The 24,476-nt window shown below is 38.1% G+C and carries 27 protein-coding genes; 15 read left to right on the forward strand and 12 right to left on the reverse strand.

What is annotated here, in order from left to right; genetic code table 11:
* Positions 1-3 precede the first annotated feature (3 nt).
* Together AR328_RS17475 and AR328_RS17480 are read right to left on the reverse strand one after the other, a co-directional pair.
* Complete coding sequence (locus AR328_RS17475; RefSeq protein WP_066298833.1) at positions 4-576, reverse strand: hypothetical protein; 573 nt, start codon at positions 574-576, stop codon at positions 4-6.
* Entirely contained in the window at positions 573-1,451 is an 879-nt protein-coding gene (locus AR328_RS17480) for a hypothetical protein (protein WP_066298835.1), read from the reverse strand. The genes AR328_RS17475 and AR328_RS17480 overlap by 4 nt, the downstream gene beginning before the upstream one ends.
* A gap of 122 nt (positions 1,452-1,573) precedes the next feature.
* Between AR328_RS17480 and AR328_RS17485 the strand changes: the two genes are divergently transcribed.
* The 3 genes from AR328_RS17485 to AR328_RS17495 all read left to right on the forward strand — a co-directional run bounded on the left by AR328_RS17485 (position 1,574) and on the right by AR328_RS17495 (position 5,017).
* On the forward strand, positions 1,574-2,332 hold the full coding sequence (locus AR328_RS17485) for an NRDE family protein (protein WP_066298837.1): 759 nt from the start codon (positions 1,574-1,576) through the stop codon (positions 2,330-2,332).
* 113 nt (positions 2,333-2,445) lie between these two features.
* Positions 2,446-3,426, forward strand: a complete 981-nt coding sequence (locus tag AR328_RS17490) for a diaminopimelate dehydrogenase (RefSeq protein WP_066298844.1) — start codon at positions 2,446-2,448, stop codon at positions 3,424-3,426.
* Between the two features lie 139 nt (positions 3,427-3,565).
* Positions 3,566-5,017 (forward strand): PstS family phosphate ABC transporter substrate-binding protein, encoded by a 1,452-nt coding sequence (locus AR328_RS17495; RefSeq protein ID WP_066298846.1) that lies wholly within the window; start codon positions 3,566-3,568, stop codon positions 5,015-5,017.
* Positions 5,018-5,068: 51 nt separating this feature from the next.
* On the opposite strand, the gene AR328_RS17500 is transcribed toward AR328_RS17495, so the two are convergent.
* The 3 genes from AR328_RS17500 to AR328_RS17510 all read right to left on the reverse strand — a co-directional run bounded on the left by AR328_RS17500 (position 5,069) and on the right by AR328_RS17510 (position 8,970).
* Positions 5,069-6,295, reverse strand: a complete 1,227-nt coding sequence (locus AR328_RS17500) for a PucR family transcriptional regulator (protein ID WP_066298852.1) — start codon at positions 6,293-6,295, stop codon at positions 5,069-5,071.
* A gap of 178 nt (positions 6,296-6,473) precedes the next feature.
* Complete coding sequence (gene pruA, locus AR328_RS17505) at positions 6,474-8,018, reverse strand: L-glutamate gamma-semialdehyde dehydrogenase (RefSeq protein WP_066298854.1); 1,545 nt, start codon at positions 8,016-8,018, stop codon at positions 6,474-6,476.
* 34 nt (positions 8,019-8,052) lie between these two features.
* Positions 8,053-8,970 (reverse strand): proline dehydrogenase family protein, encoded by a 918-nt coding sequence (locus tag AR328_RS17510; RefSeq protein WP_066298856.1) that lies wholly within the window; start codon positions 8,968-8,970, stop codon positions 8,053-8,055.
* Between the two features lie 258 nt (positions 8,971-9,228).
* Here AR328_RS17510 and AR328_RS17515 point away from each other — a divergent pair, with 258 nt between their 5' ends.
* From AR328_RS17515 to AR328_RS17525, 3 genes are all read left to right on the forward strand, one after another.
* Entirely contained in the window at positions 9,229-10,959 is a 1,731-nt protein-coding gene (locus tag AR328_RS17515; protein ID WP_066298858.1) for an ABC transporter ATP-binding protein, read from the forward strand.
* Entirely contained in the window at positions 10,952-12,790 is a 1,839-nt protein-coding gene (locus AR328_RS17520; RefSeq protein WP_066298860.1) for an ABC transporter ATP-binding protein, read from the forward strand. The genes AR328_RS17515 and AR328_RS17520 overlap by 8 nt, the downstream gene beginning before the upstream one ends.
* A 471-nt stretch (positions 12,791-13,261) precedes the next feature.
* Entirely contained in the window at positions 13,262-13,759 is a 498-nt protein-coding gene (locus AR328_RS17525) for a DoxX family protein (protein ID WP_066298867.1), read from the forward strand.
* Between the two features lie 48 nt (positions 13,760-13,807).
* Here the strand turns inward: AR328_RS17525 and AR328_RS17530 are convergent, their stop codons facing one another.
* The 3 genes from AR328_RS17530 to AR328_RS17535 form a co-directional block, all read right to left on the reverse strand.
* Positions 13,808-13,999 carry a YfhD family protein gene (locus AR328_RS17530; RefSeq protein ID WP_066298870.1) on the reverse strand — a complete coding sequence of 64 codons (192 nt, stop codon included), beginning with the start codon at positions 13,997-13,999 and terminating at the stop codon, positions 13,808-13,810.
* Between the two features lie 90 nt (positions 14,000-14,089).
* Positions 14,090-14,224 (reverse strand): YfhE family protein, encoded by a 135-nt coding sequence (locus AR328_RS22350; RefSeq protein WP_082677293.1) that lies wholly within the window; start codon positions 14,222-14,224, stop codon positions 14,090-14,092.
* Positions 14,225-14,291: 67 nt separating this feature from the next.
* Entirely contained in the window at positions 14,292-15,200 is a 909-nt protein-coding gene (locus AR328_RS17535; RefSeq protein ID WP_066298873.1) for a TIGR01777 family oxidoreductase, read from the reverse strand.
* 100 nt (positions 15,201-15,300) lie between these two features.
* Between AR328_RS17535 and recX the strand changes: the two genes are divergently transcribed.
* Both recX and AR328_RS17545 read left to right on the forward strand, forming a co-directional pair.
* Positions 15,301-16,095 (forward strand): recombination regulator RecX, encoded by a 795-nt coding sequence (gene recX / locus AR328_RS17540; RefSeq protein ID WP_066298876.1) that lies wholly within the window; start codon positions 15,301-15,303, stop codon positions 16,093-16,095.
* 106 nt (positions 16,096-16,201) lie between these two features.
* Complete coding sequence (locus AR328_RS17545) at positions 16,202-16,519, forward strand: YfhH family protein (RefSeq protein ID WP_066298975.1); 318 nt, start codon at positions 16,202-16,204, stop codon at positions 16,517-16,519.
* A 28-nt stretch (positions 16,520-16,547) separates the two neighbouring features.
* On the opposite strand, the gene AR328_RS22355 is transcribed toward AR328_RS17545, so the two are convergent.
* Entirely contained in the window at positions 16,548-16,691 is a 144-nt protein-coding gene (locus AR328_RS22355) for a YpzG family protein (RefSeq protein ID WP_082677294.1), read from the reverse strand.
* A gap of 20 nt (positions 16,692-16,711) precedes the next feature.
* Positions 16,712-16,882, reverse strand: coding sequence for a small, acid-soluble spore protein K (locus tag AR328_RS17550; RefSeq protein ID WP_066298977.1), 171 nt, complete (start codon positions 16,880-16,882; stop codon positions 16,712-16,714).
* A gap of 138 nt (positions 16,883-17,020) precedes the next feature.
* On the opposite strand from AR328_RS17550, the gene AR328_RS17555 reads away from it, so the two are divergent.
* Positions 17,021-17,290, forward strand: a complete 270-nt coding sequence (locus AR328_RS17555; RefSeq protein ID WP_066298878.1) for a YfhJ family protein — start codon at positions 17,021-17,023, stop codon at positions 17,288-17,290.
* Positions 17,291-17,323: 33 nt separating this feature from the next.
* Here AR328_RS17555 and AR328_RS17560 read toward each other — a convergent pair whose 3' ends face one another.
* Complete coding sequence (locus AR328_RS17560) at positions 17,324-18,304, reverse strand: metal-dependent hydrolase (protein ID WP_066298880.1); 981 nt, start codon at positions 18,302-18,304, stop codon at positions 17,324-17,326.
* 258 nt (positions 18,305-18,562) lie between these two features.
* Here AR328_RS17560 and mutY point away from each other — a divergent pair, with 258 nt between their 5' ends.
* On the forward strand, positions 18,563-19,675 hold the full coding sequence (mutY, locus tag AR328_RS17565; protein ID WP_082677295.1) for an A/G-specific adenine glycosylase: 1,113 nt from the start codon (positions 18,563-18,565) through the stop codon (positions 19,673-19,675).
* A gap of 89 nt (positions 19,676-19,764) precedes the next feature.
* Here mutY and AR328_RS17570 read toward each other — a convergent pair whose 3' ends face one another.
* Complete coding sequence (locus tag AR328_RS17570) at positions 19,765-19,959, reverse strand: hypothetical protein (RefSeq protein WP_066298884.1); 195 nt, start codon at positions 19,957-19,959, stop codon at positions 19,765-19,767.
* 152 nt (positions 19,960-20,111) lie between these two features.
* Here AR328_RS17570 and fabL point away from each other — a divergent pair, with 152 nt between their 5' ends.
* The 5 genes from fabL (at position 20,112) to AR328_RS17595 (ending at position 24,378) form a co-directional block, all read left to right on the forward strand.
* Positions 20,112-20,861: an enoyl-[acyl-carrier-protein] reductase FabL gene (gene fabL / locus AR328_RS17575; RefSeq protein ID WP_066298987.1), complete on the forward strand. Its 750-nt coding sequence runs from the start codon at positions 20,112-20,114 to the stop codon at positions 20,859-20,861.
* 110 nt (positions 20,862-20,971) lie between these two features.
* On the forward strand, positions 20,972-21,181 hold the full coding sequence (locus AR328_RS17580) for a gamma-type small acid-soluble spore protein (RefSeq protein WP_066298886.1): 210 nt from the start codon (positions 20,972-20,974) through the stop codon (positions 21,179-21,181).
* 240 nt (positions 21,182-21,421) lie between these two features.
* Entirely contained in the window at positions 21,422-21,673 is a 252-nt protein-coding gene (locus AR328_RS17585) for a YgaB family protein (RefSeq protein WP_066298888.1), read from the forward strand.
* Positions 21,674-22,005: 332 nt separating this feature from the next.
* The gene (gene ntdP / locus AR328_RS17590; protein WP_066298890.1) at positions 22,006-22,536 is read left to right on the forward strand and encodes a nucleoside tri-diphosphate phosphatase; all 531 of its coding nucleotides are present in this window, start codon (positions 22,006-22,008) and stop codon (positions 22,534-22,536) included.
* Positions 22,537-22,629: 93 nt separating this feature from the next.
* On the forward strand, positions 22,630-24,378 hold the full coding sequence (locus tag AR328_RS17595) for an ABC transporter ATP-binding protein (RefSeq protein ID WP_066298893.1): 1,749 nt from the start codon (positions 22,630-22,632) through the stop codon (positions 24,376-24,378).
* The last annotated feature ends 98 nt before the right edge of the window (positions 24,379-24,476 follow it).

Raw genomic sequence — 24,476 nt, forward strand, 5'->3', positions numbered from 1 at the left:
TGATTATACTGATAAAAACCTTATTCTAAATTGCCTTAATAAAACGAGTATGATGATTTCCATTATTATGGTTGTTATAGCACTCAATCCGATAACATAAAAGCCCGCAGATTCATCAACATTCATAAAAAACGGAACAGCTGCCAATGAAATAAGACTTCCGATGACATATATATAAATTCCTTTATTGGCACTTTTCGCAAATAGCATGAATCCTTCCTTCTCTGCCAATTCTATTAATCCAAGGATCGTATAGTAAACCATGAATAAATGAAGAATTCCATGTACCGTTGAAATGGCCAACACGAATAGTGTCATGTTGGACAGACTGAATTCATCCATTGGAATCGGTGGTCCTTGAAAAATGGTCACTAAAGATAACAATGCCAAGCAGATTGAAAGTCCTTTTGCTTTTGAAAAATTCGAAGAGTAGGCCAGTAGCTGGTTTAAACTAGAAACGACAATTAAATAGCCAATAATATCGGGCAGTATATCGATAATTATGATATTAATATCAATTAAAACGATGATTAGTCCCCAAAAGACTTTGTTGATTGAAGAGGGGATAATAGTCATTCATTTGTTCCCTCCTTAACAATCTCCCTTAATTCCTTCTCACCAAGATATGGCTGATACGAAATGGAGAAATAATCAGTAAATGGGGACCCTTTAGTCTCTTTTCCTTGCAATGCTGTACGAATCTCATAGTAGTTAAACCGGCGTGAGTCATTATGCTGAAAAGAAAATTGATATTTAATAGAAAGTAGATCATCTTTTTTCATCATAATTGGAAAAAGATCATAGGATAGGGACTTTCCATTATCATTAATAATCTCCGGGACTTCCCGATTCAAATGCTGCTGAACCTCTACTTGATTGCTGTTAAGCTTTAAAGTAAGGGCGGATGCCAATTCTTCCGCATATGGAATTTTCAAATCGGTAATGTTGACATCTTGATCAGCTTTTAATATGTGAAACCCGGTGTTATCACTGGAGCTGCCAGAGCTTTGAAATTGTAATACACGATCATTCCACTTATAAAATGTAATTTCCCCAATATCCATTGTCAGACTATCGCCATTTGATAGGTGAGCTTTGACTTGATTAAAGCTAAAGGAATTTTCATCAATATTTGTTAAAAATCGTTCATTTACCTCAAAAGAAAATGTTTTTACTTGATAATGACGATACTTAGGACCAAATTGAGGTCCTTTTGAATAAAATTCACCCTCTATTCCAGGAATCGTGAGCCATTGAATGTCCATCGTATCATTCCGATTCGCAATATAATGTAAATGGATGATGTGTCCTTGGCTGGACGGAACATAATAATAATGCTTTAACATAATCGGCTTTTGAAGCTGGCTAGAGACAAAAAATGCATAATTTCCAAGTAAACTCACAATGACCAAAGCGATCCCAGCATAAAGCAAGGATTTATTCATTTTCATCGCCTTTTCCTTTCAAACATGACATTATATATTGTATATTCCATTTTATTTGAAGTTTTCCTATTCTGAAAGTATTTTGTTCATCGAAATAACCCTAATCATATATAAAGGTGGTAAAATACATGTGCTTAATTCTATTTGCTTATAGAGTACATCCTGAATATAGGCTGATTGTGGCAGCAAACCGAGATGAATTTTATGGACGTCCGACGGCACTTGCATATTATTGGGAGGATCATCCAAACATACTTGCTGGCAGGGATTTAGAAAAGATGGGCACTTGGATGGGTGTTACAACTTCCGGCAGATTTGCAGCATTAACGAATTATCGGGATCCGAAAGAAACAGTGGAAGGCAAGCGATCACGAGGGGAGATGGTGGCAGGATTTTTACAAGGCAGAGATACTCCCTTTGAATATATGAAAAAAGCAGCTGCAGATGCCAACAACTATCCAGGCTATAATCTATTAGCAGATGATGGTGAAAATTTATATTACTATTCAAATATCGAAAATGAAATCAAAAAGCTTTCCCCAGGGATTTATGGAGTTAGCAACCATTTATTAAATACGGAGTGGCCAAAGGTGAAGCGGGGGAAAGAAGGATTAGCGGCAATTATTAAAGGAAAAAATGAGGAACTTTCCTCTGACCTGTTTAAACTTCTGCAAAACGCAGATCAAGCCCCAGATGAATTCCTCCCTAACACGGGTGTTCCCATCGAATGGGAAAGGATGCTTTCCCCATTATTTATCCAAAGTGAAGGATATGGGACAAGAAGCTCGACTGTGCTATTCATGAAAGATGATAAAATCGACTTCATTGAACGTGTATATTCAGTAGACTCATTCAGCAACAATAGATTTGAAATAAAAATTTCTTAAGAAGATGTTGAATTGTAAAAAAACTTTATTATGCTAAAGTCTTTATGTTGTATGTTCGCTAAAAAAAAGGTAAGATGAAAAATAAAAAGTTTATCAGCTATGGAGGAATCACTATGAACAATCAAATTAAAGTAGGCATTGTTGGGTATGGAAACCTTGGCCGTGGTGTGTTAGCTGCCATTAATCAATGCCCAGATATGGAACTGGTTAGTATTTTTACAAGAAGATCACCTGAAAGTATTCAAGTTAAAGATGTGCAGGTATTACATATCTCCGAAGCTGAAAATTACAAAGATAAAATCGATGTAATGATTTTATGTGGCGGTTCGGCGACTGACCTGCCCGAACAGGGACCTCAGTTCGCACAAATGTTTAATACGGTTGACAGCTATGATACACATGCAAAAATTCCAGCGTATTTCGATTCAGTTGATCAAGCTGCTAAAGAAAGCGGAAAAACAAGTATTATTTCTGTTGGATGGGACCCAGGTCTGTTCTCTATTAATCGTTTAATGGCCGAAGCAATCTTACCCGTTGGTGAAAATTATACGTTCTGGGGAAAAGGTGTCAGCCAAGGGCATTCAGATGCTGTCCGCAGAGTTGAAGGTGTAAAAGGAGCCGTACAATATACTGTTCCGATTGAAGAAGCAGTTGAAAAAGTAAGAAGCGGGGAAAACCCGAAGCTTACAACTGCTGAAAAGCATTTGCGGGTTTGCTATGTCGTGGCAGAAGAAGGCTATGATCAAGCGAAAATAGAAGAAACGATTAAAACAATGCCAAATTATTTTGCTGACTATATTACAGAGGTGCATTTCATTACTGAAGAAGAGCTTCAGGCTAATCACTCCAAGCTTCCACACGGGGGATTCGTGATCCGTGGCGGAAAGACAGGGGAAAATAATAAACAAATCATTGAATTCTCACTAAATCTTGATAGCAACCCAGAATTTACTTCTAGCGTGTTAGTGGCGTATGCACGTGCTGCTTACCGTTTAAATAAAGAAGGGCAAGCTGGAGCGAAATCTGTTTTTGAAGTAGCGCCAGTTTACCTATCTCCAAAGACAGCTGAGGAGTTAAGAAGAGATCTATTATAAGTAAGGGCCGTTCCCGATAAACAGATGTCATGTAAATTATGGCATCTGTTTTCTTTTATCAAAATTAACAAAATATATTGTGAAATTAAAATAAAAAGTGTAAAATTACACTATACCATTCTGGGGGGAAGTGTCAATTTTGGCTAGAAAGCTAGGGATTCTGATTTTATATTTCGGTATTATTCCATTTGGACTGTCACTTTTTTCGATTCCGCTATTGAGTGTTGGAATCGAAAGTATCATGATTTCTACCCTTATTCCGCTAATAATAGGGGGCGCAGCCTTTGGGGTTATCGCTGCAAAAAAACTAAATCAGCCAAATGAATCGATATCGCTCTATTTGATGCCACTCCTTTATACTGGGGTTCTATGGGCAATATTTATGATTATTAGCCACGGATTTTACGGTGCGGATATATGGTTTTATTTTGGCATTTCTCATATTGCATTCGCCCCGATTTTTTTAATAGGATCATTTATGGGAGTCGGAAGTCTGTTGCTTTGGGCGCCTTTGGCATATGAGCTTTCGTATATTCTTGCCTTTAAGATTACTTTACTTGTTAGAAAAGAACGCCTAATTAATAAAAGAAAGCAGTGGCTAACAATACTTGCGGTCATGATTATTGCTTTTGGAACAGGTGCTGCGATTCAGATGCAGCGCAGTAAGACGGTATTGCCATCGTATGGCTTTAATTACGGAGGAGGCTACTCTAGTACCGATTTAACACCCTATTCTGTGACGAATCCTAATCATAAACTTCCTCAGCTTCAAGAAGAATCAACATTTGTGATTGAGGACCGTAATCAAATGCCCATTTTAGACGGGGCTGAAGCGGCTTATCCTGTTTACTCAGCTTTTGCTAATGCGACCTATAAAAATATTGCTAACATTAACTATGGTGAAGAAATTGTCACCTTTACAAACACGATTTATGCTTATGAAAGATTGCTTTCAGGTGAAATCGACATCTATTTTGGTGCAGAGCCATCGAAATCCCAAGCTTTAATGGCGAAGAAAGCAGGCAAAGAGCTTGTAATGACCCCGATTGGCAAGGAGGCATTTGTGTTCTTCGTCAATCCAGATAATAAAGTTCAGAGCCTAAGTGTTTCTGAGATTCAAGGAATCTATTCTGGAAAAATAACGAATTGGTCTGATTTGAACGGACGAAATGATAGAATAGTTGCCTTTCAGCGGCCGGAAAACTCAGGTAGCCAAACCTTATTAGAGAAAATTATGGGAGATACCCCGATAATGACGCCGCTCAAAGAGGAGGTTCCTCGGGGGATGGGCGGAATTATGGAACAGGTCGCTGACTATCGAAATTATAAGAATGCGATTGGCTTCTCATTTCGTTTTTTCGCTACTGGCATGAATCCTAATCCAGATATTAAGCTGATTGCCATTGAAGGAATAGAACCAAACCCAGAAAATATATCGACTAGCAAATATCCCTTTACTGCTTCCCTTTATGCGATCACATTAAAGGATAATTCGAAGCCGACAGTCGATCCTTTCTTAAATTGGATGAAAGGACCACAAGGGCAAGAAATTGTTGAACAAATTGGTTATATTAAGCTCCCGGAAAATTAACGATAAAAAAGATGCCATTTGCAAATAAGCGGCATCTTTTTTTATAATGCTTTATTGACCTCTTTTCATAAGCTGCAAATCTATATAAAGTTGGCATTTTAAATTAAAATCATCCAAATCAAGCCCGGTTAGCTCAGAAATCTGCTTAATTCTGTATTTCAACGTATTAATATGGATGAAAAGCTGGTCAGATGTTTGTTTGAGCCGGCAATTATTATATAAATACACTTCTAATGTGTTTAATAAATCCGTTTGGCTTTCTTGGTCTTTTCTTTGCAAAATCTCCAATTCTTCGTTTCTATAATTCATCTGATCGTTTTGTCTTGAGATCGTTTCAAGGTAATGAAAAACTCCAAGCTTTTTATATTCGAAAATTTGCTGAGCGGATCCAAGAAATTTTGCTGCATTTATTACTTCAAGAGCATCTTTATAGCTTTGATTGATTTTTTGAATGGAAGTATGTGGACGGCCAATCCCCGCATAAATAGGCTGATTTTTAAATTGGCTTAATACAGTATTAGTTAATTCGTTGGCTCTTTCAGACAATTGTCCAGCATGATCTGAGTTGCTGCCCATTACGACAATAATCTTTAGCTGATCACAAAAAAGATGAGTGGGGTTTTTGAGAGCGTTGGCGAATAACCGAACGGTCTCTGTCAGCTCATCAAAAACTACTTCATCATTATGGCCGATTGTAAAGACTAGAATAACAGAGAAATTGGCAATAATGATGTTTTTATTGGCTGCCTCCCACTTTATTTGATTTTCAGATTGGTAAGAATCTTGCAGAATTTTCTTGAAAAATAGATCCTTTTCTTCATCTTTCTTTCGCTTTTCCTGCATTTTCTTATAAAGGAGCTTGCCAATATGTAAAGACACATCAGATAAAAATTGGAGCTCATGATCAGTAAGCAAGTTATTAACTTCCTGAATCCAAATAAACCCGAGAATTTTATTTTTATGTTTTACACTTAAAACGACACGCTGATTTAAGCCAATATCTTTAATCTCCTTGACACGAAATGGTTTCGTTTCCGTTTTCAGCTTTTCCACAATTCCTTCATCCATGAATTTTTCCAGAATTGAAATGGGCCAACGCTTGGAAAAGATAGTTTCCTGGTTGGCCTTATCAAATTGTTCGATATAAAAAGAGCTGTATGCTAGTAAAGAAAATTGCTCATTCTCGATCACAACAGGCTTTTTCAAATAGGAACTAATTAAATCTGTAATTTCATCAATATCTGTTAATGTAAATATTTTATCGATTGGCTGATGCATACGGCTGCTCCTCTCCATAAAAATTACTGCGAATCTATTCAAGTTTTAATATATATGTAAAATTAAAAACCTTAGATTCTATCATACTTTCAATAGGTTTATATGTATATAGATTATTCGAGAGGAAATGGAGAAATAAAAAAATCAATCGGCAATATACCGATTGATTCCATTAAAGTTAAAACATTTCTGAAGTTGTTTTTGCCTGCATATGAAGAAGAAGGTAATCAGGGCCGCCTGCCTTTGAGTCCGTTCCAGACATGTTGAAGCCTCCGAATGGCTGGTAGCCAACGATCGCACCTGTGCAGCCGCGGTTAAAGTAAAGGTTACCTACATGGAAATCTTCACGTGCTTTTTCCATGTTTTCACGGTTATTGGTAATAACCGCACCAGTTAAACCGTACTCTGTGTTGTTCGCAATTTCGATTGCCTCATCGAAGTTCTTTGCTTTAGTGAAGCCAACGACTGGGCCAAAAATTTCTTCCTTCATGATGCGTGCTTCAGGAGAAAGATCTGCAAAGACTGTTGGTTTAATGAAGTAGCCTTTAGAATCGTCTCCTTCGCCGCCTGTCATCAGTTTTCCTTCTTGCTTGCCAATTTCGATGTAGCTCGTGATTTTATCGAATGCACTTTGGTCAATAACTGTTGCCATGAAGTTAGTTGGATCTGTTGGATCTCCTTGTGTAAGCTCATTCGTTAATTCTACTACACGGTTTAAAACTTGGTCATATACGTCTTCTACAATAACTGCACGTGAGCATGCAGAGCATTTTTGACCAGAGAAGCCAAAAGCTGATTTCACGATTGATTGAGCGGCTAATTCTAAGTCAGCTTCCTTATCAACTACAATTGTATCTTTCCCGCCCATTTCAGCAATTAGGCGTTTCATCCAAATTTGACCCTTGTTAACTTTTGAAGCACGTTCGAAAATACGAAGACCGACATCACGAGACCCGGTGAAGGAAATGAAGCGTGTCTTCGGATGATCAACTAAGTAATCACCGACTTCAGCGCCGCTTCCAGGAACAAAGTTTAGAACGCCTGCAGGAAGTCCGGCCTCTTCCATTACCTCTACGAACTTAGCAGCTACAATAGGTGTAGTAGAAGCAGGTTTTAATAGAACAGTGTTTCCGGTTACGATTGCTGCAACTGTTGTTCCAGCCATGATTGCAAATGGGAAGTTCCATGGAGAGATAATAATGCCAACTCCCAGTGGAATATAATCATAGCGGTTGTATTCACCAGGACGGCTTTCGACAGGAACACCATCTTTGATTCGCAGCATTTGACGAGCATAGTATTCTAGGAAATCAATTGCTTCAGCTGTATCTGCGTCAGCTTCATTCCAAGGCTTACCAGCTTCTTTTGTCAGAAGGGCAGAGAATTCATGCTTGCGGCGGCGAATAATCGCAGCTGCTTTGAATAATACGTCTGCACGTACTTCAGGCTTTACTTTTTTCCACGATTCGAATGCTGTAACAGCTGCCTGCATTGCTTTTTCAGCAAGATCCTGACTAGCCTTAGAAACACTTCCGATCACTTCCTGCTTATTGGCTGGATTATATGAAACTATCTTACTATCAGTTGTTACTTTTTCGCCGCCGATTACAAGTGGGTAGTCTTGGCCAAGGTAGCCTTCAACATATTGGATAGCTTCTAAATAAGCGTTTTTATTTTCTTCAATTGAGAAATCAGTAAATGGTTCGTGTTTGTATGGGATCATTTTTTTCGCTCCTTTAGTTACTTGAGATGTATTCTTAGTTTTTTACCATGCCTTTGAAAGCAAAAGCAATATTAGCTGGTCTTTCGGCTAATCTTCTCATAAAGTAGCCGTACCAATCTAAGCCATAAGGTACATACACACGGAATTTATAGCCTTGCTTCACTAAATCAAGCTGTGTTTTATTTCTCATTCCGTAAAGCATTTGGAATTCGAAAAGGTCATTTGGGATGTTATGCTCTTTGGCAAGATTTTTCGTATACTCGATGATTTGATCATCATGTGAAGCAATCGCCGTATAATTGCCGCTTAATAAGCTTTGCTTAATTAGCTTCTTATAATTCTCATCCACGTCATTCTTCTCAGGATAGGCAACATCCGCCGATTCTTTATAGGCACCTTTTACAAGACGGAGGAATGGCTGATAGACGCTAAGATCTTTCAAGTCCTGCTCAGTACGGTATAAATAGGCTTGAAGAACCGTGCTGACACAGCTGTATTTTTCTCTTAACTGTTTGAAAATATCAATCGTTGCCTGGCATCGAGGCACATCTTCCATATCGATGGTCACCATGATTTGATGTTTCTCAGCTGTATCGAGAATTTTAGTCATATTCTTCATAACTAAATCATGATTAATATCAAGTCCTAATGACGTCATTTTGAGTGATACTTGCGAATCCAGCTTTTCCTTGCTAATCGTTTCGATCGTACGAATACATTCTTCCGTACGTTCATTTGCAACCTCAACTGAATTGACGAATTCTCCTAAATGGTCGACTGTTACAGAGAGGCCTTGGCTATTTAATTTTCTGATAAATTCAATTGAACTTGGAAAGTCCAGTCCGCCAATCAGTTTCCCTTGTGCAAACTTTCCTCCTCTTTTTTGAGCGATTTTATTAAGAAGATCGTTCTTAGAAAGAAATAAGAAAAAGTCCCTTGTCAATGCTTCCACTAATATAAACACCTCCGAAATTGCAGTAAATGCTAGGTATTTCTTCTATTAACTAAATTCTACAATTCTGTGACAATGATCTACAATGTTAGTGTAATACAATTATTTGATTGTTCTTTTGTTGCTTTTGGACAAAAAGTTTATTATTTAAATATTCCGCAAAAAGAGATATGATAAGATTAACGATTATTATTTAGGGATTCGAAGTATTGTATAGATATAGTTCAAACACTTGAAAACAGCTTTGGAGGAAAACGAATGTTAAAGGTATTATCCTATTTAAAACCATACCGGATAGCGGTGGCTATTGCGCTTGCCTTAACGCTGACAGAGCTTGCCGTGGAACTTATTCAGCCACTGTTCATGGCAAAGATTATTGACGAAGGTATTTTAAAAAGTGATTTATCTGTTGTTCTTAAATGGGGAAGCATCATGCTTGTATTTTCACTAATTTCCTTAGCGGCAGGTGTCCTCAATTCCTTTTATGCTGCTCATACAAGCCAAAGCTTTGGATTTGTTGTACGGAAAAGCCTCTTTGACAAGGTGCAATCCTTTTCCTTTGCCAACTTTAATCTATTTCCAGCATCATCTCTTATTACGAGGATGACAAATGATATTACCCAAGTTCAAAATACACTATTTATGAGTCTGCGTATTATGCTTCGGGCTCCATTGATGATTATTGGCGGGCTTATCATGGCATTTTTCGTCAATGTGAAGCTGGCGCTCATCTTATTCATTGTCGTTCCTTTTTTATTTATTTTTCTAAAGTGGCTCATGAGCATTGGGGGATCTTTATTCAAAACGGTCCAGGAAAAATTGGACTCCGTGAATGGTGTCATGCGAGAAACATTAACAGGTATTAGGCTAATCAAGGCTTTTATTAGGAGGAAGCATGAAGTAAAACGTTTTACAAATGCAAATGAGGATTTAAAGGATCAAACGATTAAGGCATTAAGATTAATGGAAATTACGATGCCTGTGCTATTGATTATCATGAATATCTCGATTATAGGTGTGCTCTGGTTTGGAAGCATCCAGGTGAATAGCGGCGGAGTTAAGGTAGGGGAAGTGGTTGCTATTGTTAACTATGCGACTAGAATTACCGGAGCCTTCTCGATTTTTTCCTTTATTATTATGGCCTTTTCCCGTGCCCGTGCGTCTTCCAATCGAATTGTTGAAGTTCTTGAAGCAGAGGTGGACCTTTCTGATCAGGAGGATGCCGATTCAACTTTCTATGTAAAAGAAGGGAAGGTTGAATTTAAACATGTTGCCTTTCAATACCCAGATACAGAAACACCAGCACTTACGAATATTACGTTTACTGTTAACCCTGGACAAACGGTTGCAATATTAGGGGCAACCGGTTCAGGAAAAACTTCTCTATTCCAGCTAATTCCAAGGCTATATGATGTTACTGATGGGGAGGTTTTGATTGATGGAATCAATGTCCGTGAGATGAAAATGGAAAATTTGCGCAGGAAAATTGGATTTGTTCCACAGGAAGCCGTGCTGTTTACTGGTACAGTAAAAGAAAATATTGCATGGGGAAAAGAAAATGCCTCAATGGATGAAATTATTGAAGCAGCAATAGACGCGCAAATCTACGAGACCATAAAAGGATTTCCTAATATGTTTGAAGCGAAGCTTGGGCAAAAGGGAGTGAATCTTTCAGGGGGGCAAAAGCAGAGACTATCCATTGCGAGGGCCCTAGTTAGGAAGCCCAAAATTCTTCTTCTAGACGACAGTACAAGTGCTTTAGATAGGAGAACTGAGGAAAAATTGCTTGAAGCTTTAAAGAAATATACATGCACGACCCTTATAATCACACAAAAAATTAGCACAGCGATGGAGGCAGACCGAATTTTACTTCTGGAGGAAGGGAAGCTTCTAGCAGAGGGAACACATGAATCATTGTTAAAGAAATCTCCGCTCTACCTGGAAATATTCCGATCTCAATTGAGAGAGGAGAGAAGAAATTATGCTTAATGAGATGAAAAAACCGTTTCAATATAAGAAAAATCCTTCTTTAAATGAAAAAACACATGAAAAAGCAAAGGTAAGCCAAAAAACTAAATCAAGAAACTACAAGCAAACAATAAAGAGAATCTGGCATTTTCTTTCCTATAATAAAGGTTTATTATATCTAGTTCTTTTAATGGTTCTTATTAGTTCATTTTTAGGGCTGCTAGGTCCCTTTTTAGTTGGAATGGCCATAGATAAATATATTGTGACTAATAGCAGTGATGGCTTTATTACACTTCTTATTGGACTGGCGGGAATTTACGCTGCATATTCACTTTCCCTTTGGTTTCAAAATTATTGGATGATTGGTATTGCCCAAAATACAGTCTATGAAATGAGGACAAAGCTTTTCAAGCATTTGCATAAGCTGCCGATTCCCTTCTTTGATAAGCGACAGCATGGAGAGTTGATGAGCCGAATTACAAATGATATTGAAAATGTCAGCTCTACCTTAAACAGCTCAGTCATTCAGATTTTTTCAAGCCTACTTACCCTTATTGGGACAGTGTCAGTTATGCTTTGGCTAAGTCCTCTCTTGACTTTGCTCACCTTAACGATTGTTCCACTTATGTTTTTGGGGATGAAATGGATTACGAAGCGGACAGGTGTATTATTTAAAGAGCAGCAAAGAAATCTAGGTGAACTGAATGGATTTATTGAGGAAACCATATCTGGGCAAAGAATAATTAAAACTTTTTCCCAGGAACAGAAGGTAATTGATGAGTTTGTTGAAAAAGCAGAGAGGCTAAGGGGTGCGGGATATTGGGCACAGACATATTCAGGTTTTATTCCAAAACTGATGAACTTCCTTAACAATCTTAGCTTTGCAATTATCGCAGGCATAGGCGGTATCTTTGCTTTAAAAGGGCTGATTTCCATCGGAGCCATCGTCATTTTTGCAGAATACTCCCGCCAGTTTACCCGTCCTTTAAATGACTTAGCCAACCAGTTTAATACACTTCTGTCAGCAATTGCTGGAGCAGAAAGAGTATTTGATATTCTTGATGAAGAAGTTGAATCGCAAAATGACAGCGGGCTGCGGGAAATCTCAAATGTAAGCGGAGAGGTTGAATTTCGCGATGTAAGCTTTTCGTATGAAGAGGAAGGGAACACAGTAAGAAATATTAATCTTCATGTTTTTCCAGGTGAGACCGCTGCATTTGTTGGACCTACAGGTGCAGGCAAAACAACGATGATTAACCTTTTATCTCGTTTTTACGAGGTAGATAGCGGCAGTATTCTTATCGATGGGCAGCCAATTTCGGATATAAAGAAAGAAAGCTTGCGAAAGCATATGGGGTATGTATTGCAGGATTCCTTTTTGTTTCAAGGTACGGTTATGGAGAACATTCGCTACGGAAGGCTTGAAGCAACTGACGAGGAAGTAGTCAAAGCAGCTCAAATGGCAAATGCTCATGCTTTTATTATGAAACTGCCTAATCAATATAACACATTATTAAGCCAAGACGGAAATGGCATTAGTCAGGGGCAAAAGCAGTTATTATCCATTGCAAGGGCATTTCTCGCCAACCCGTTAATTCTTATTTTAGACGAGGCTACAAGCAGTATTGATACGATAACAGAATTGAAAATTCAAGACGCATTACTGGAGTTAATGAAGGGCAGAACAAGCTTCGTTATTGCACACCGCTTAAATACAATCCAAAATGCAGATCGAATTTTTGTACTTCATGAAGGAGAATTAATTGAAGAGGGGACGCACAAGACACTGCTTAAGCAAAAGGGCTTTTATTATCAATTGCATGGACAGACAGAGGAAAAAGCAAACGTCTGAAGATGGAAGGGCATGATTAATTGTTTCGATTTTTCATGCCTTTTTTCATTTGAGGCTTACAATATTGTAATTTTGTATCCACTGTTTATTAACAACAAAAATCCAATAATCACAAACAATCTACATACTTATCCACATTATCCACAGAAAAAGGTGAAATAACCAAAACCATTGATATAAAAGGATTTTTGGAATATTACCCACATAACTCACAATGCTGTGTACAACTGCATGTTCAAACATTAGTCATAATTGAATTTATATTTGTGAAAGATTAGTGAAAGCCATTGGCAAAAGATGAAAAAAGGATTATATTAAAAGTGTAGAAAGAAAGTGAAAAATTTCACAAAGTGGATTGCTTCCTTTCTAGAATAAAGCTGGCCGGCTTACCATTAATGTAAATGAAAAATTTTTTTAACAAACTATGTGAACTAATTCACAAATAATCATATTCATTAGGAGAGGATTATTATGAAATGGTGGAAAACTCCGCAAGCAGCGATTGCATGGACAGTGTTAAGAGTTTGGTTAGGAATTCAGTGGATTGAAGCAGGGTGGGGAAAAGTAACAGGCGGTTTTGAAGCTGGTGGATTTATACAGGGAGCCATTGCAAAAGCGGGAGGCGATCACCCGGCTGTACAAGGCTGGTACGCAGCATTTTTAGAAAACTTTGCTGCACCGAACGCAGATTTATTCAGTACACTAGTAGCTTATGGTGAAGTTCTAGTAGGAATTGGACTTATACTTGGAGCAGCAACTATTCCGGCACTTATTGCAGGCGCATTTATGAACCTTAACTTCTTACTAGCAGGAACAACAAGCACAAATCCTATCCTTTATACTCTTGCCATTATACTACTATTCACAGGTAGCGGTGCTTATTTCTGGGGCGTAGACAGAATTGCGATTCCATACGTTAAAAACCTTTTAGGAAAAGGCGGAAATACAACTGAAAAACAAACAGCTTAATGGTAAAATCAGAAAGCAGCAAGGAGTCGATCCTCGCTGCTTTTCTAATTATGATTTTCTTTTCTTACCTTTTACTCTTTGATTCGCAGCATTGGCACGAGCTTGGGCCTCAAGATCTGCCTGATCGGCTAGCTCTTGTGAGAATTCCTCGTCGATGCCATCAGATTTCATGTTTTTTGGTACTTGTGGAAGTGAAGCTTTATTTTTGTCTCGAGATCTTTGTCCGCGTGAACGGCCCATTGCAAAAACCCCTTTCAACAATAAAGTACGGAAACCAAAGTTGCTTCCGTTTTTTATTGTTAACCATATTGCCAAAAATATAGTTGGGAATTAATGCTTTGTATGTCTGTCTACATAACCGCCAGCCCGGTCAGCCATTTTGAATTCGCGGGAGTAAAGAACCTCCTGTGTTGCTGATAAAGATCGTTTCTTCTTATCCTTTGTTTTCTTATCCAACTTGATCATCCTTTCAAAAAATAAGATTAAAAATTCACACCATCCTTATTTTTCCCTTAAGAGAAAAGTTTGATACTTATCTTTTGTAGATATCTGCTAAAGCTTCATGTAAATGATTGAAGAGGAAGGAATATCCATTTGATATCAGCTTTTCAGGAACCACATTTTGTCCTTCAAGTACGAGTATGCTCATTTCACCTAACAAAGCCTTTAAAGCAAATTCTGGTGCAGGAATCCAATGGGGACGTTGCATTGACTTTCCGAGAATTTGCCCGAATTCTTTCATTCTTAATGGACTAGGTGCGGTAAAATTAACAGGGCCCTCAATTTTTTTGTTATCCATACAAAAAATAATACCTTTCACAACATCTTTTAGGTGGATCCAAGAAACCCATTGTTCACCAGATCCGACAGTTCCGCCGGCAAAAAGTTTATATGGAAGTGCGATTCTTGGAAGAGCGCCATCAGCCCGGTCAAGAATAATGCCAAAACGGCAGCAAACGGTACGAATCCCTAACTCCTTTGCGTTCAGTGCTTCCATCTCCCATTTCTGTACAGTAGTTGAAAGGAAGTCCGCTCCCTTTTCTGAAGAGTCCTCGGTAAAAGTATTTGTAAGTGAAGTGCCATAATATCCAATAGCACTGGCATTTATTAAAATTTGTGGCTTTTTATTCAATTGCTTTATAATTCTCATTACTTCTCTTGTTGCAGAAATCCGGCTGTCCAGAATTCTCTTCTTTCGAGTTTCTGTCCATCTCCCGCTATTTATGGATTCGCCTGCAAGATTTATAAAACCATCCATCCCGTCTAATTCTTCTTCTGGAGCATCACCATTATTTAGCCATGAGATATATGTAATCTTTTCAGTGTTATTTCTATTCCTTGCATCTCTCGTTAAAATAAAAATTTCATGTCCGTTCTTAACTAATTCCTTTGCCAATGCACCACCAACAAAGCCAGTTCCGCCAGTCAATGCAATCTTCATGGATCTTTCCTCCGTTTAATTTATCTTTTTCATTACATGTTCTCTATATATTTCTTAAATCCTTTTTCAAATATGGTACATTAAAGACGAGGTGATAAATATGCCTACCATTACGAAAATTTCTGTCCAGGAAAAAAATAAAGATCGTTATAATATTTTTTTGGATGACAAATATGCCTTTAGTGTAGATGAGGATGTAATCATTAAGCATAGCCTGAAAAAGGGTATGGAGCTGGATGCATTTTCTTTATCTGAAATTGCTTATCAGGACGACATTCGTAAAGCATATAATAGAGCTATCCAATATTTATCAAAAAGAATGAGATCGGAAAAAGAAGTGCGTCAATATTTAGCTGAGAAAGATGTTGACGAAATGATTATTCGGGAAGTCATCCATAAATTATATGAGTACCGATTTTTAGATGATAAAGAGTTTGCTATCGCTTTTGTTCGTACGGCAATGAATACTACTGACAAAGGGTCAAGAATCATTCGTGGGGAACTGCGAGAAAAGGGCATATCTGAAGACTTGATCGATTTAGCTATGAAAGAATATTCTTTTGAAGAAGAATTCGAGGCAGCCCTTAAGCTCAGTGAAAAATTTGTACAAAAGAATTCTCGGGACTCCTTCAGGGTGATGAAGAGAAAGCTTGAACAGATGCTTTATAGAAAAGGCTATTCAATGGAAATGATTCAAGCAGCCATTGCCGAAACTGATATGGACAAGGGCGAGGATCTTGAAATGGCGGCACTTCGTTCGCATGCCGAAAAAGCACATCGGAAATTTTCTACTCTAAGTGATTTTGAGTATGAGCAAAAAATGAAACAGACACTGTATCGTAAAGGGTTTTCTATTGAATTGATCGAGCAAATGATAGAAGAACTAAAGGAATAATCATAATAAAATCTAAGGGGCAGCATTTTCCCTTTTCTAATTGTTAGATTTTCAATATACTTTAGTTTGGAGATTAGAAAAGGTGCATGACAGAAAGGTGAATACAATGCAGGAAAAAAGATATAGCGAGATGACAACGTATGAACTGCAGCAGGAAATAGCAAAGCTAAATGAAATGGCAAGAAAAGCTGAACAAATGGGAATCGTCAATGAGTATGCTGTGCTAGAAAGAAAGGCAGTAATGGCAAAAGCCTATTTGTTAAATCCTGATGATTTTAAAGCGGGGGAGATTTACGAAATTGAAGGAGATCCTGGCGCTTATTTTAAAATTGATTATATGAACGGTGTATTTGCCTGGGGGTTTCGTTTGAAAGGCAGTGAAGGGGAAGAGGCCCTTCCTATTTCCATGCTGAAAAAAAGCTGAGAGAGGAAATTTTCCTCTCTCAATTCAGCTATGATCTTTTCCTTGTTTCCGCCTCTAATATGACGAGGTTTTGAGTAAGTTGAGTTTCGCCGTTAATTTGAGAATAGGCATGTTTTGGACGGAAATTTGGTGCTTTAATTTTTGAGTTAAAGAAATTCTTTGGTTTTGCCATTATACAGCCTCCTCAATTAATTAGAATTCTGGTGTGTCACTGTCACGGTTTGAAGATGCTCTCATTCTTTCTTGGGGCTGTGTATTAATGGTTCCATCCGCTCTTGTAGAAGCATACTCTGCTTTCGCACGGGGCTCTCCGCCAAATTTATTCTTGATTTGGTTTGGGAAATTTCTTGCTTTATTGCGCACCATTCAAAAAACGCCTCCTGACAAGGGATGTAAAGAACGTGAAAAACAAATGCGATTGGCAAATGCTCATCACGTAATGATAGTATTAGCTTTTCACTAAACTGTATGATGGTCTTTTATTGGAAAGAGGTCATGAAAATGAATGAGTATCAAAAGAGATTGTTTGAAAGGCTTCTTGAGAAAAATATCTCCCTTTCAGCCAGTCTTGCCCAAACTTGGGTTGAGTTGCTTTGGGACGATTTCGAAACAACCTATGCAAAAGCAGGCAGGAAATATCAAGGCAGTGAAATGACTGAAAAGGTTGTTAGTCAATGGATTGAACACTACGGTGATAAGCTACATGAATTTGTTGCCGAAAATCCGAAGTATAAACACTTATTGGAGCAGGACCCTAGGAAGCTGCATTAAAAAATATCTGGCTATTAGAGCCAGATATTTTCATTAACCGGGGATAATATCCAGTTTTTTACGGAGTTTCTCTTCACTGAAAATCCATCCCGTATAAGAAGTAATGATTTCTAATTCCAGATTCAGCTGCACAACGGCTACGAAAGGGTAATAATCATTGCTTCGATAACGAAGATCGATGAACCGAACTTCATAATAATCATCATATTCGTCAATTTCCCATCGATATACGGGAGAAAAGGATAAAAAGGCCGATAGGTTTTTATCTTTTTTAGCAGCCTCTAATACTGGCGTTTCAGGTACAGGAACCCGGTTAAATTGATCAATAATTTTCACTTCATGATTTTCCGCGCGTCCGACAAAAAATTGATGCTTATTCATGACAGCGATCCGCCATTTATTGAATTTCATTGTTGGGGCAATAATGATCTCATTTGCATCAGGAATCATTCTTTTTACCTCATTATAAACTTTCTTTTGAGCCCTAAATCGAAGTATATAATAGAAAATCAACAGGACATAAATGGGCAGAAATGTATATCCCGGATGCGCACCAAATGCCCATATTAAAATGCCAACGATATGAATTCCAAATATATATGGATCAAATGTATTAATAACCCCTAATGCAACCCATTTTGAAGAAAATGGCCTTAAAGCTTGAGTTCCATAAGCATTGAAAATATCAACAAAAACGTGAAGAAAAACAGCGATAAACGTCCAAATCCAAAGATGGAGTAAATTCGCTCCTGGAAAGAAAGGGTAGATGACAGTAATAAGGGCTAATGGCCAAAGGAGAACAGCAGGAATAGAATGAGTAATCCCGCGATGATTGCGTATATAGACAGCATTGTTTCTCAGTTTTAACACTGTGTCAATATCGGGGATCTGCGAACCGATAATGGCTCCAATCATAACACTCGTTGTCGTAGCTGAATTTTCGGCAACAACTGGATCAAGAGTAGCGATACCAGCTAAAGCCAGACCCATCACTATATGTGTGCCTGTATCCAAGAGGAAAACCTCCTTTTTATAAAAATCATTATAAGGCAAATTTTATTATGTTTTTGCTTGTTTCACCACAAAAAGATGTTAAATTTATAAAAGTTGACGCGAAAAGGTAAAGATTTTGTTTACATTCAAAGAATGCAATTTCCTAGAAATGTGTGTCAAATATTTAAGCATACGTCTATATATTTTTCCCATTATAACATTTGTTAATCCTTTTTAAAGGATTGTACTATTTTTTTACAATATTTTGGAGGAGAAAAATTGAACAAAAATCAATTAGAAGAACTTAAACATATAGATATAAACACCTTTCAGCATGATTTAATCAGCTGGTTTCAGGCTGAACAAAGAGACCTGCCGTGGAGAATGGACAAGGACCCTTATAAGGTTTGGGTTTCAGAAATTATGCTTCAGCAAACACGGGTTGACACGGTCATCCCCTATTTTAACCGGTTTATCGAACAGTTTCCGACAACTAAAGCGTTGGCTGAGGCTGAGGAAGATAAGGTGCTGAAGGCTTGGGAAGGATTGGGCTATTATTCCCGGGCAAGAAATCTTCAATCGGCAGTCAGGGAAGTGGAGGAAAAATACGGCGGTAAGGTTCCTGACAATCAAAAGGAAATTTCTTCGTTAAAAGGGATAGGACCTTACACAGCAGGAGCTATTCTTAGCATCGCTTACGGAATTCCAGAACCAGCTGTGGATGGAAATGTCATGCGGGTTTTATCAAGAATTTTATCAATTTGGGAGGATATTGCTAAGGCATCGTCAAGGAAAGTTTTTGAAGAAGCAGTAAGAAAGCTCATCTCTCATGAAAATCCGTCCCATTTTAATCAAGCTTTGATGGAGCTCGGGGCCTTAATCTGTACTCCTACGTCACCAAAGTGTTTATTATGTCCGGTTCGTGAGCATTGCCACGCTTTCCACGCAGAAACCCAAACGGAGCTTCCTATTAAAACGAAAAATAAAAAACATCGGCATGTCCGTATTGCAGCAGCCGTTCTGACAAATGAGGAAGGTCGAATTCTTATTCATAAAAGGGATGATCAAGGGCTGTTGGCGAATCTATGGGAGTTTCCTAATGCAGAAATACTCTTGCCCTATGAACATGAAGCTAAACAGTTAGTAGAAGTAGTGAAGCAACAATTTCAAGCTGGCGTTCAAGTTAACGAGATGATTGGGCAGATTGAGCATGTTTTCTCCCATTTGACGTGGAATATTAATGCCTATAAAGGCAAGTTGCTTACATTTGATAAAGAAACAGATCATTTGAAGCTCGTTACGCTGGAGGAAATGGAACAGTATGCCTTTTCTGTTTCTCATCAGAAAATATTTAAGCAATTTATGGAATCAATGACAGACACCTTAATGTAGAAGGTTCCTGTGGTAATAAATAGCGTTCATATTGACGAACTCAATGTGAACGCTATTAATATTCTCAGCAGCAAAAATTATCTTAGCTATCATGACTTCTTCGTATTTTTTAATCCCCCGCGATTTTGGATTTCCTCCATAATTTCCCTTTGGATTGTTTGACCCTCCGCATTTAAGTACGGGACAATTTGCTGGAAGGAATGGTGAAAATAATTTAGCTCCTGATCTTCCCAATCTGTTTTGGACATCATAGACAGCTCAGTCATGTCTCGGCCGTTATACATAATCCTCTTCCTTTCATCTTTCATATTTAATATTGTTCTGATCTCAATTGCTACATATACATGAAAAAGATAAAATGGGCATTAGAAGAATTTGGCGGCATGTAAGTGAATATTTTCAAATGACTGCCTTTATGATGAAAGGAATTGGGACAATGGCACAAAAAGTAGCATTAGTAACTGGGAGCAGCAGGGGAATAGGAAAAGCAACAGCGATCAGATTGGCAAAGGATGGCTATGATATTGTCATTAATTATGCAAGAAGCAAATCAGCTGCAATGGAAACAGCTGCAGAAATTGAAGCATTAGGAAGAAAGGCTTTCATTGTAAAGGCAAATGTCGGTGATGTAGAGAAGATAAAGAAATTATTTCAGGAGATTGATGAAGAATTTGGCAGATTAGATGTATTTGTAAACAATGCGGCTTCAGGGGTTTTGCGCCCCGCCATGGAGCTTGAAGAAACTCACTGGGACTGGACGATGAATATAAACAGCAAGGCTTTATTATTTTGTGCCCAAGAGGCGGCAAAGCTTATGGAAAGAAACGGAGGCGGCAAAATTGTCAGCATCAGCTCCTTAGGCTCCATTCGCTATTTGGAAAACTATACAACTGTTGGTGTTTCAAAGGCTGCATTAGAAGCATTAACCAGATATTTAGCTGTCGAGCTTGCCGTTAAAAATATTACGGTAAATGCAGTATCAGGCGGAGCAGTAGATACAGAGGCACTTACACATTTTCCAAATCGAGAAGAACTTCTAGCAGAAGCAAGAAAGAAAACACCTGCAGGGAGAATGGTTGAAATTGAGGATATGGTGAATGCGGTTATGTTCTTATTAAGTGATCAATCTAGCATGATTCGCGGTCAGACCATTATTGTTGATGGGGGAATATCTTTACTCGTTTGATTTTGATTAACAGAAAGGATCGGCCATTTTTCTGGATTGCCGCAGTTTTTTAAAAATCTAGGATAATTTCTCTGCGCTTGGATAAATTAAAGAGCGTGGAGGTGATAATCATGGCAAAACAACCAAACCAAACGCAAGCTGGAACAAATATTCAAGAAGTTAGACAACAAAACGCTCAATCAGCAGGTGCTGGAGCAGCAGGAGCTCAGGGCCAATTCGGTACAGAATTTGCTAGCGAAACGAATGCTCAAGAGGTTAGACAACAAAACCAACAAGCTGAAGCTCGCAAAGCACAAAACTCTGGCCGTCAAAGCCGCTAATACTTACATGGAAGGCGCTCTTCATTCGAAGGGGTGCCTTCTTTTTTGCTTGTTGGCTGCAATTTAAGTCTATTTGTTAGAGCTTGCGGATATAATGCTCTAGTATGGCGGTACTTTGATTTATTTCAGTCCTTCTTTTTCGACAAAACTTCTATCCAATCAACAGAAGTAGTCAAAGGAAAGACAAAGTTATAAGCGAATACATACAAAGACAAATAAATGGGACGGTGAAACAGACTAATGAAAAACTTTAACCATTTAGTATCCGAACAAATGCAAACGATGGAAAAGCTTCTATTTCTTCAAAGTGAACTCGAACGCTGTGAAGAAATAGAAGAGGAGCTTAATGCTCTCCAGGAAGAAACTGAGCTTGAAAGTCTTCAAATCGAAATTGCGAATTTGCGAAAAGAGCTTAAAGACATACATCAGCTGTTCGAAACGCAAACAGAAGAAGTCATTCAATCTTATCAGGATATGAAAGTAACCGTTTAATACTAATGAAATCGCAGCAAAAATAAGATATAAATCCCATATATTGTTTTTCTTTCAGCCATTGACGATTTTCAATGGCTCTTTGTTTTAAATTTCTTCTTAAACCGTTATAATAATAGAAAAAAGTATTCGTTCTTTGTTGCCTTTAATCATTTATAAAATTTATTGGAGACATGAGTGGGATTAATTATTGAAAAATAAAAGAGCTTCGTGCAAATGATCTTCTTTTCTCACCGCTCATCTCCCGACAGCAGGAGGACAAGCACAGTCTTGTCGCTCTAAATTTGGATAGGTTGCAAAGCCCGGGATTTATTGAAAGTAGGGGAAAATGAATGGCCGTACCCAGAGAAGGAGAACCAGTACAAATTCATAGCTATAAACATAATGGGCACATTCATCGCGTCTGGGAGGAAACAACTGTTTTAAAAGGAACACAAAATTTGGTTATTGGCGGAAATGACCGAACTGTTGTAACGGAATCGGACGGAAGAACATGGATTACGAGGGAACCAGCCATATGTTATTTTCATTCACAATATTGGTTTAATGTCATTGGAATGATTCGCGAGGATGGGATTTATTATTACTGCAATATTAGTTCTCCCTTTATTTTTGATGGGGAAGCAGTGAAATATATTGATTATGACCTGGATATTAAGGTTTTTCCAGACATGACCTTCAATCTGCTTGATGAGGATGAATATGAGAGGCATCGTCAGGAAATGAATTATCCCGAGCCAATCGATCATATTTTAAAATCCAATGTCGATCAATTAATTCATTGGATTCGTCAAAGAAAAGGTCCGTTTGCTCCCGATTTTATTGATATTTGGTATGAAAGATATCTTACCTACAGACGCTAAGGAAAATGAATGGAAAGCACTAATTGTCACGCCTGTTGACCGACGAATCAACAGGTTTTTATATGTTTTTAAAAGGTTAGAGGGGGAAACAAATTGGACAGCATCCGGCGTTATATGCATTTTGTTAAGCCATATCGCCTGCAGATTTTCATCACGCTCATCATTGGAATCATTAAGTTTGCGATTCCCCTATTAATTCCATTACTAATCAAATATGTTATTGATGATATTGTAGGAAGTCCAGACTTGAGCAGTGCTGATAAGACAGGCAGTTTAATCAAAATAATGGGCATTATGATTGTTGTTTTTGTCATTGTTCGTCCGCCGATTGAGTATTACCGGCAATATTTTGCCCAATGGGTAGCGAGCAAAATTTTGTACGATATTCGTGATAGACTTTTCACACATATACAAAAGCTAAGCTTTAAATATTATGCCAACACGAGAGCTGGCGAGGTCATTTCAAGAGTGATTAACGATGTAGAACAAACAAAGACATTCGTTATTACTGGTTTAATGAATTTATGGCTAGATATTGCTACTATACTCATTGCCGTAGCAATCATGATGAAAATGGATTTTACCTTAACGATCGTTTCATTAATTCTTTTTCCGTTTTATGGGTTTTCTGTAAGATACTTTTTCGGAAACTTAAGAATGCTGACAAGAGCGCGATCACAAGCATTGGCTGAGGTGCAAGGCTATCTGCACGAACGGGTTCAGGGAATGGCTGTGATAAAAAGCTTTGCCATTGAAGATTATGAGCAAACGCAGTTCGATAAACAAAATGATAATTTTCTTACGAAAGCGATTGATCATACAAAATGGAATGCGAAGGCATTTGCTGTTGTTAACACCATTACAGATATTGCCCCGTTACTTGTCATCGGCTACTCCGCCTACCAGGTCATTCAAGGGAATTTATCTACAGGAACAATGATGGCATTTATTGCTTACATTGATCGGTTATATAATCCACTCAGAAGACTTGTTAATTCATCAACAACATTAACTCAATCCATTGCCTCTATGGACAGGGTATTTGAATTAATAGATGAAAAATATGATATTGATGACACTCCGAATGCTGTGGAATGCAAGGCAGTTAAAGGCGATATTGATTTTGAACAAGTGAGCTTTGCTTATGATGAAAAGGAAGATCTTGTTCTTAAAAATATTAGTTTGAATGTGAAAAAAGGGGAGACCATCGCTCTTGTAGGGATGAGCGGGGGAGGAAAGTCTTCATTAGTAGGGTTGATTCCGAGGTTTTATGATGTAACAGAGGGAAAAATTCTTCTAGACGGAAAAGATATACGTTCATTTAAAGTTCGCACCTTACGGGATAAAATCGGAATGGTTCTTCAGGATAATATCCTTTTCAGTGAGTCGGTCAAAACAAATATTTTGTTAGGAAAGCCGGATGCTTCGGATGAAGAGGTAATCGAAGCTGCGAAGGCTGCGAATGCACATGAATTCATTATGAATCTTCCAAATGGCTATGATACCAGAGTTGGAGAACGCGGCGTCAAGCTCTCAGGGGGGCAGAAGCAGCGCGTGGCAATTGCGAGGATCTTCCTCAAAAATCCGCCAATCTTAATTTTGGATGAAGCCACTTCGGCATTGGATTTAGAGAGCGAGCATTTAATACAGGAAGCACTGGAAGACCTTGCTAAGGACCGAACAACCTTTATCGTTGCCCACAGACTGTCAACCATCACACATGCAGACCGAATTATCTTAATTGAGCATGGTGAGATTTCCGAAGTCGGCAGCCATGATGAACTAATGAAATTACAAGGCAATTATTATAAGCTTTTTCAAGTGCAACAGCTTGAAAGTTAAAAAAAGAGGGTGGGACAAAACCCTCCTCTGAAATAAAAAGCCAGTGGAATTTTACACCAAGTAAAATTTCACTGGCTTTGCTTATTTTTTTTCAATAA

The organism is Bacillus sp. FJAT-29937 (assembly GCF_001509555.1).
Classification (GTDB): Bacteria; Bacillota; Bacilli; order Bacillales; family Cytobacillaceae; genus Cytobacillus.

Excerpts from the sequence above, each read along its gene's own strand:
- AR328_RS17475 (WP_066298833.1), bottom strand. The coding sequence starts at position 576 with ATGACTATTATCCCCTCTTCAATCAACAAAGTCTTTTGGGGACTAATC.
- AR328_RS17480 (WP_066298835.1), bottom strand. The coding sequence starts at position 1,451 with ATGAAAATGAATAAATCCTTGCTTTATGCTGGGATCGCTTTGGTCATT.
- AR328_RS17485 (WP_066298837.1), top strand. The coding sequence starts at position 1,574 with ATGTGCTTAATTCTATTTGCTTATAGAGTACATCCTGAATATAGGCTG.
- AR328_RS17490 (WP_066298844.1), top strand. The coding sequence starts at position 2,446 with ATGAACAATCAAATTAAAGTAGGCATTGTTGGGTATGGAAACCTTGGC.
- AR328_RS17500 (WP_066298852.1), bottom strand. The coding sequence starts at position 6,295 with ATGCATCAGCCAATCGATAAAATATTTACATTAACAGATATTGATGAA.
- pruA (WP_066298854.1), bottom strand. The coding sequence starts at position 8,018 with ATGATCCCATACAAACACGAACCATTTACTGATTTCTCAATTGAAGAA.
- AR328_RS17515 (WP_066298858.1), top strand. The coding sequence starts at position 9,229 with ATGTTAAAGGTATTATCCTATTTAAAACCATACCGGATAGCGGTGGCT.
- AR328_RS17520 (WP_066298860.1), top strand. The coding sequence starts at position 10,952 with ATGCTTAATGAGATGAAAAAACCGTTTCAATATAAGAAAAATCCTTCT.
- AR328_RS17525 (WP_066298867.1), top strand. The coding sequence starts at position 13,262 with ATGAAATGGTGGAAAACTCCGCAAGCAGCGATTGCATGGACAGTGTTA.
- AR328_RS17530 (WP_066298870.1), bottom strand. The coding sequence starts at position 13,999 with ATGGGCCGTTCACGCGGACAAAGATCTCGAGACAAAAATAAAGCTTCA.
- AR328_RS22350 (WP_082677293.1), bottom strand. The coding sequence starts at position 14,224 with ATGATCAAGTTGGATAAGAAAACAAAGGATAAGAAGAAACGATCTTTA.
- AR328_RS17535 (WP_066298873.1), bottom strand. The coding sequence starts at position 15,200 with ATGAAGATTGCATTGACTGGCGGAACTGGCTTTGTTGGTGGTGCATTG.
- recX (WP_066298876.1), top strand. The coding sequence starts at position 15,301 with ATGCCTACCATTACGAAAATTTCTGTCCAGGAAAAAAATAAAGATCGT.
- AR328_RS17545 (WP_066298975.1), top strand. The coding sequence starts at position 16,202 with ATGCAGGAAAAAAGATATAGCGAGATGACAACGTATGAACTGCAGCAG.
- AR328_RS22355 (WP_082677294.1), bottom strand. The coding sequence starts at position 16,691 with ATGGCAAAACCAAAGAATTTCTTTAACTCAAAAATTAAAGCACCAAAT.
- AR328_RS17555 (WP_066298878.1), top strand. The coding sequence starts at position 17,021 with ATGAATGAGTATCAAAAGAGATTGTTTGAAAGGCTTCTTGAGAAAAAT.
- AR328_RS17570 (WP_066298884.1), bottom strand. The coding sequence starts at position 19,959 with ATGTATAACGGCCGAGACATGACTGAGCTGTCTATGATGTCCAAAACA.
- fabL (WP_066298987.1), top strand. The coding sequence starts at position 20,112 with ATGGCACAAAAAGTAGCATTAGTAACTGGGAGCAGCAGGGGAATAGGA.
- AR328_RS17580 (WP_066298886.1), top strand. The coding sequence starts at position 20,972 with ATGGCAAAACAACCAAACCAAACGCAAGCTGGAACAAATATTCAAGAA.
- AR328_RS17585 (WP_066298888.1), top strand. The coding sequence starts at position 21,422 with ATGAAAAACTTTAACCATTTAGTATCCGAACAAATGCAAACGATGGAA.
- ntdP (WP_066298890.1), top strand. The coding sequence starts at position 22,006 with ATGGCCGTACCCAGAGAAGGAGAACCAGTACAAATTCATAGCTATAAA.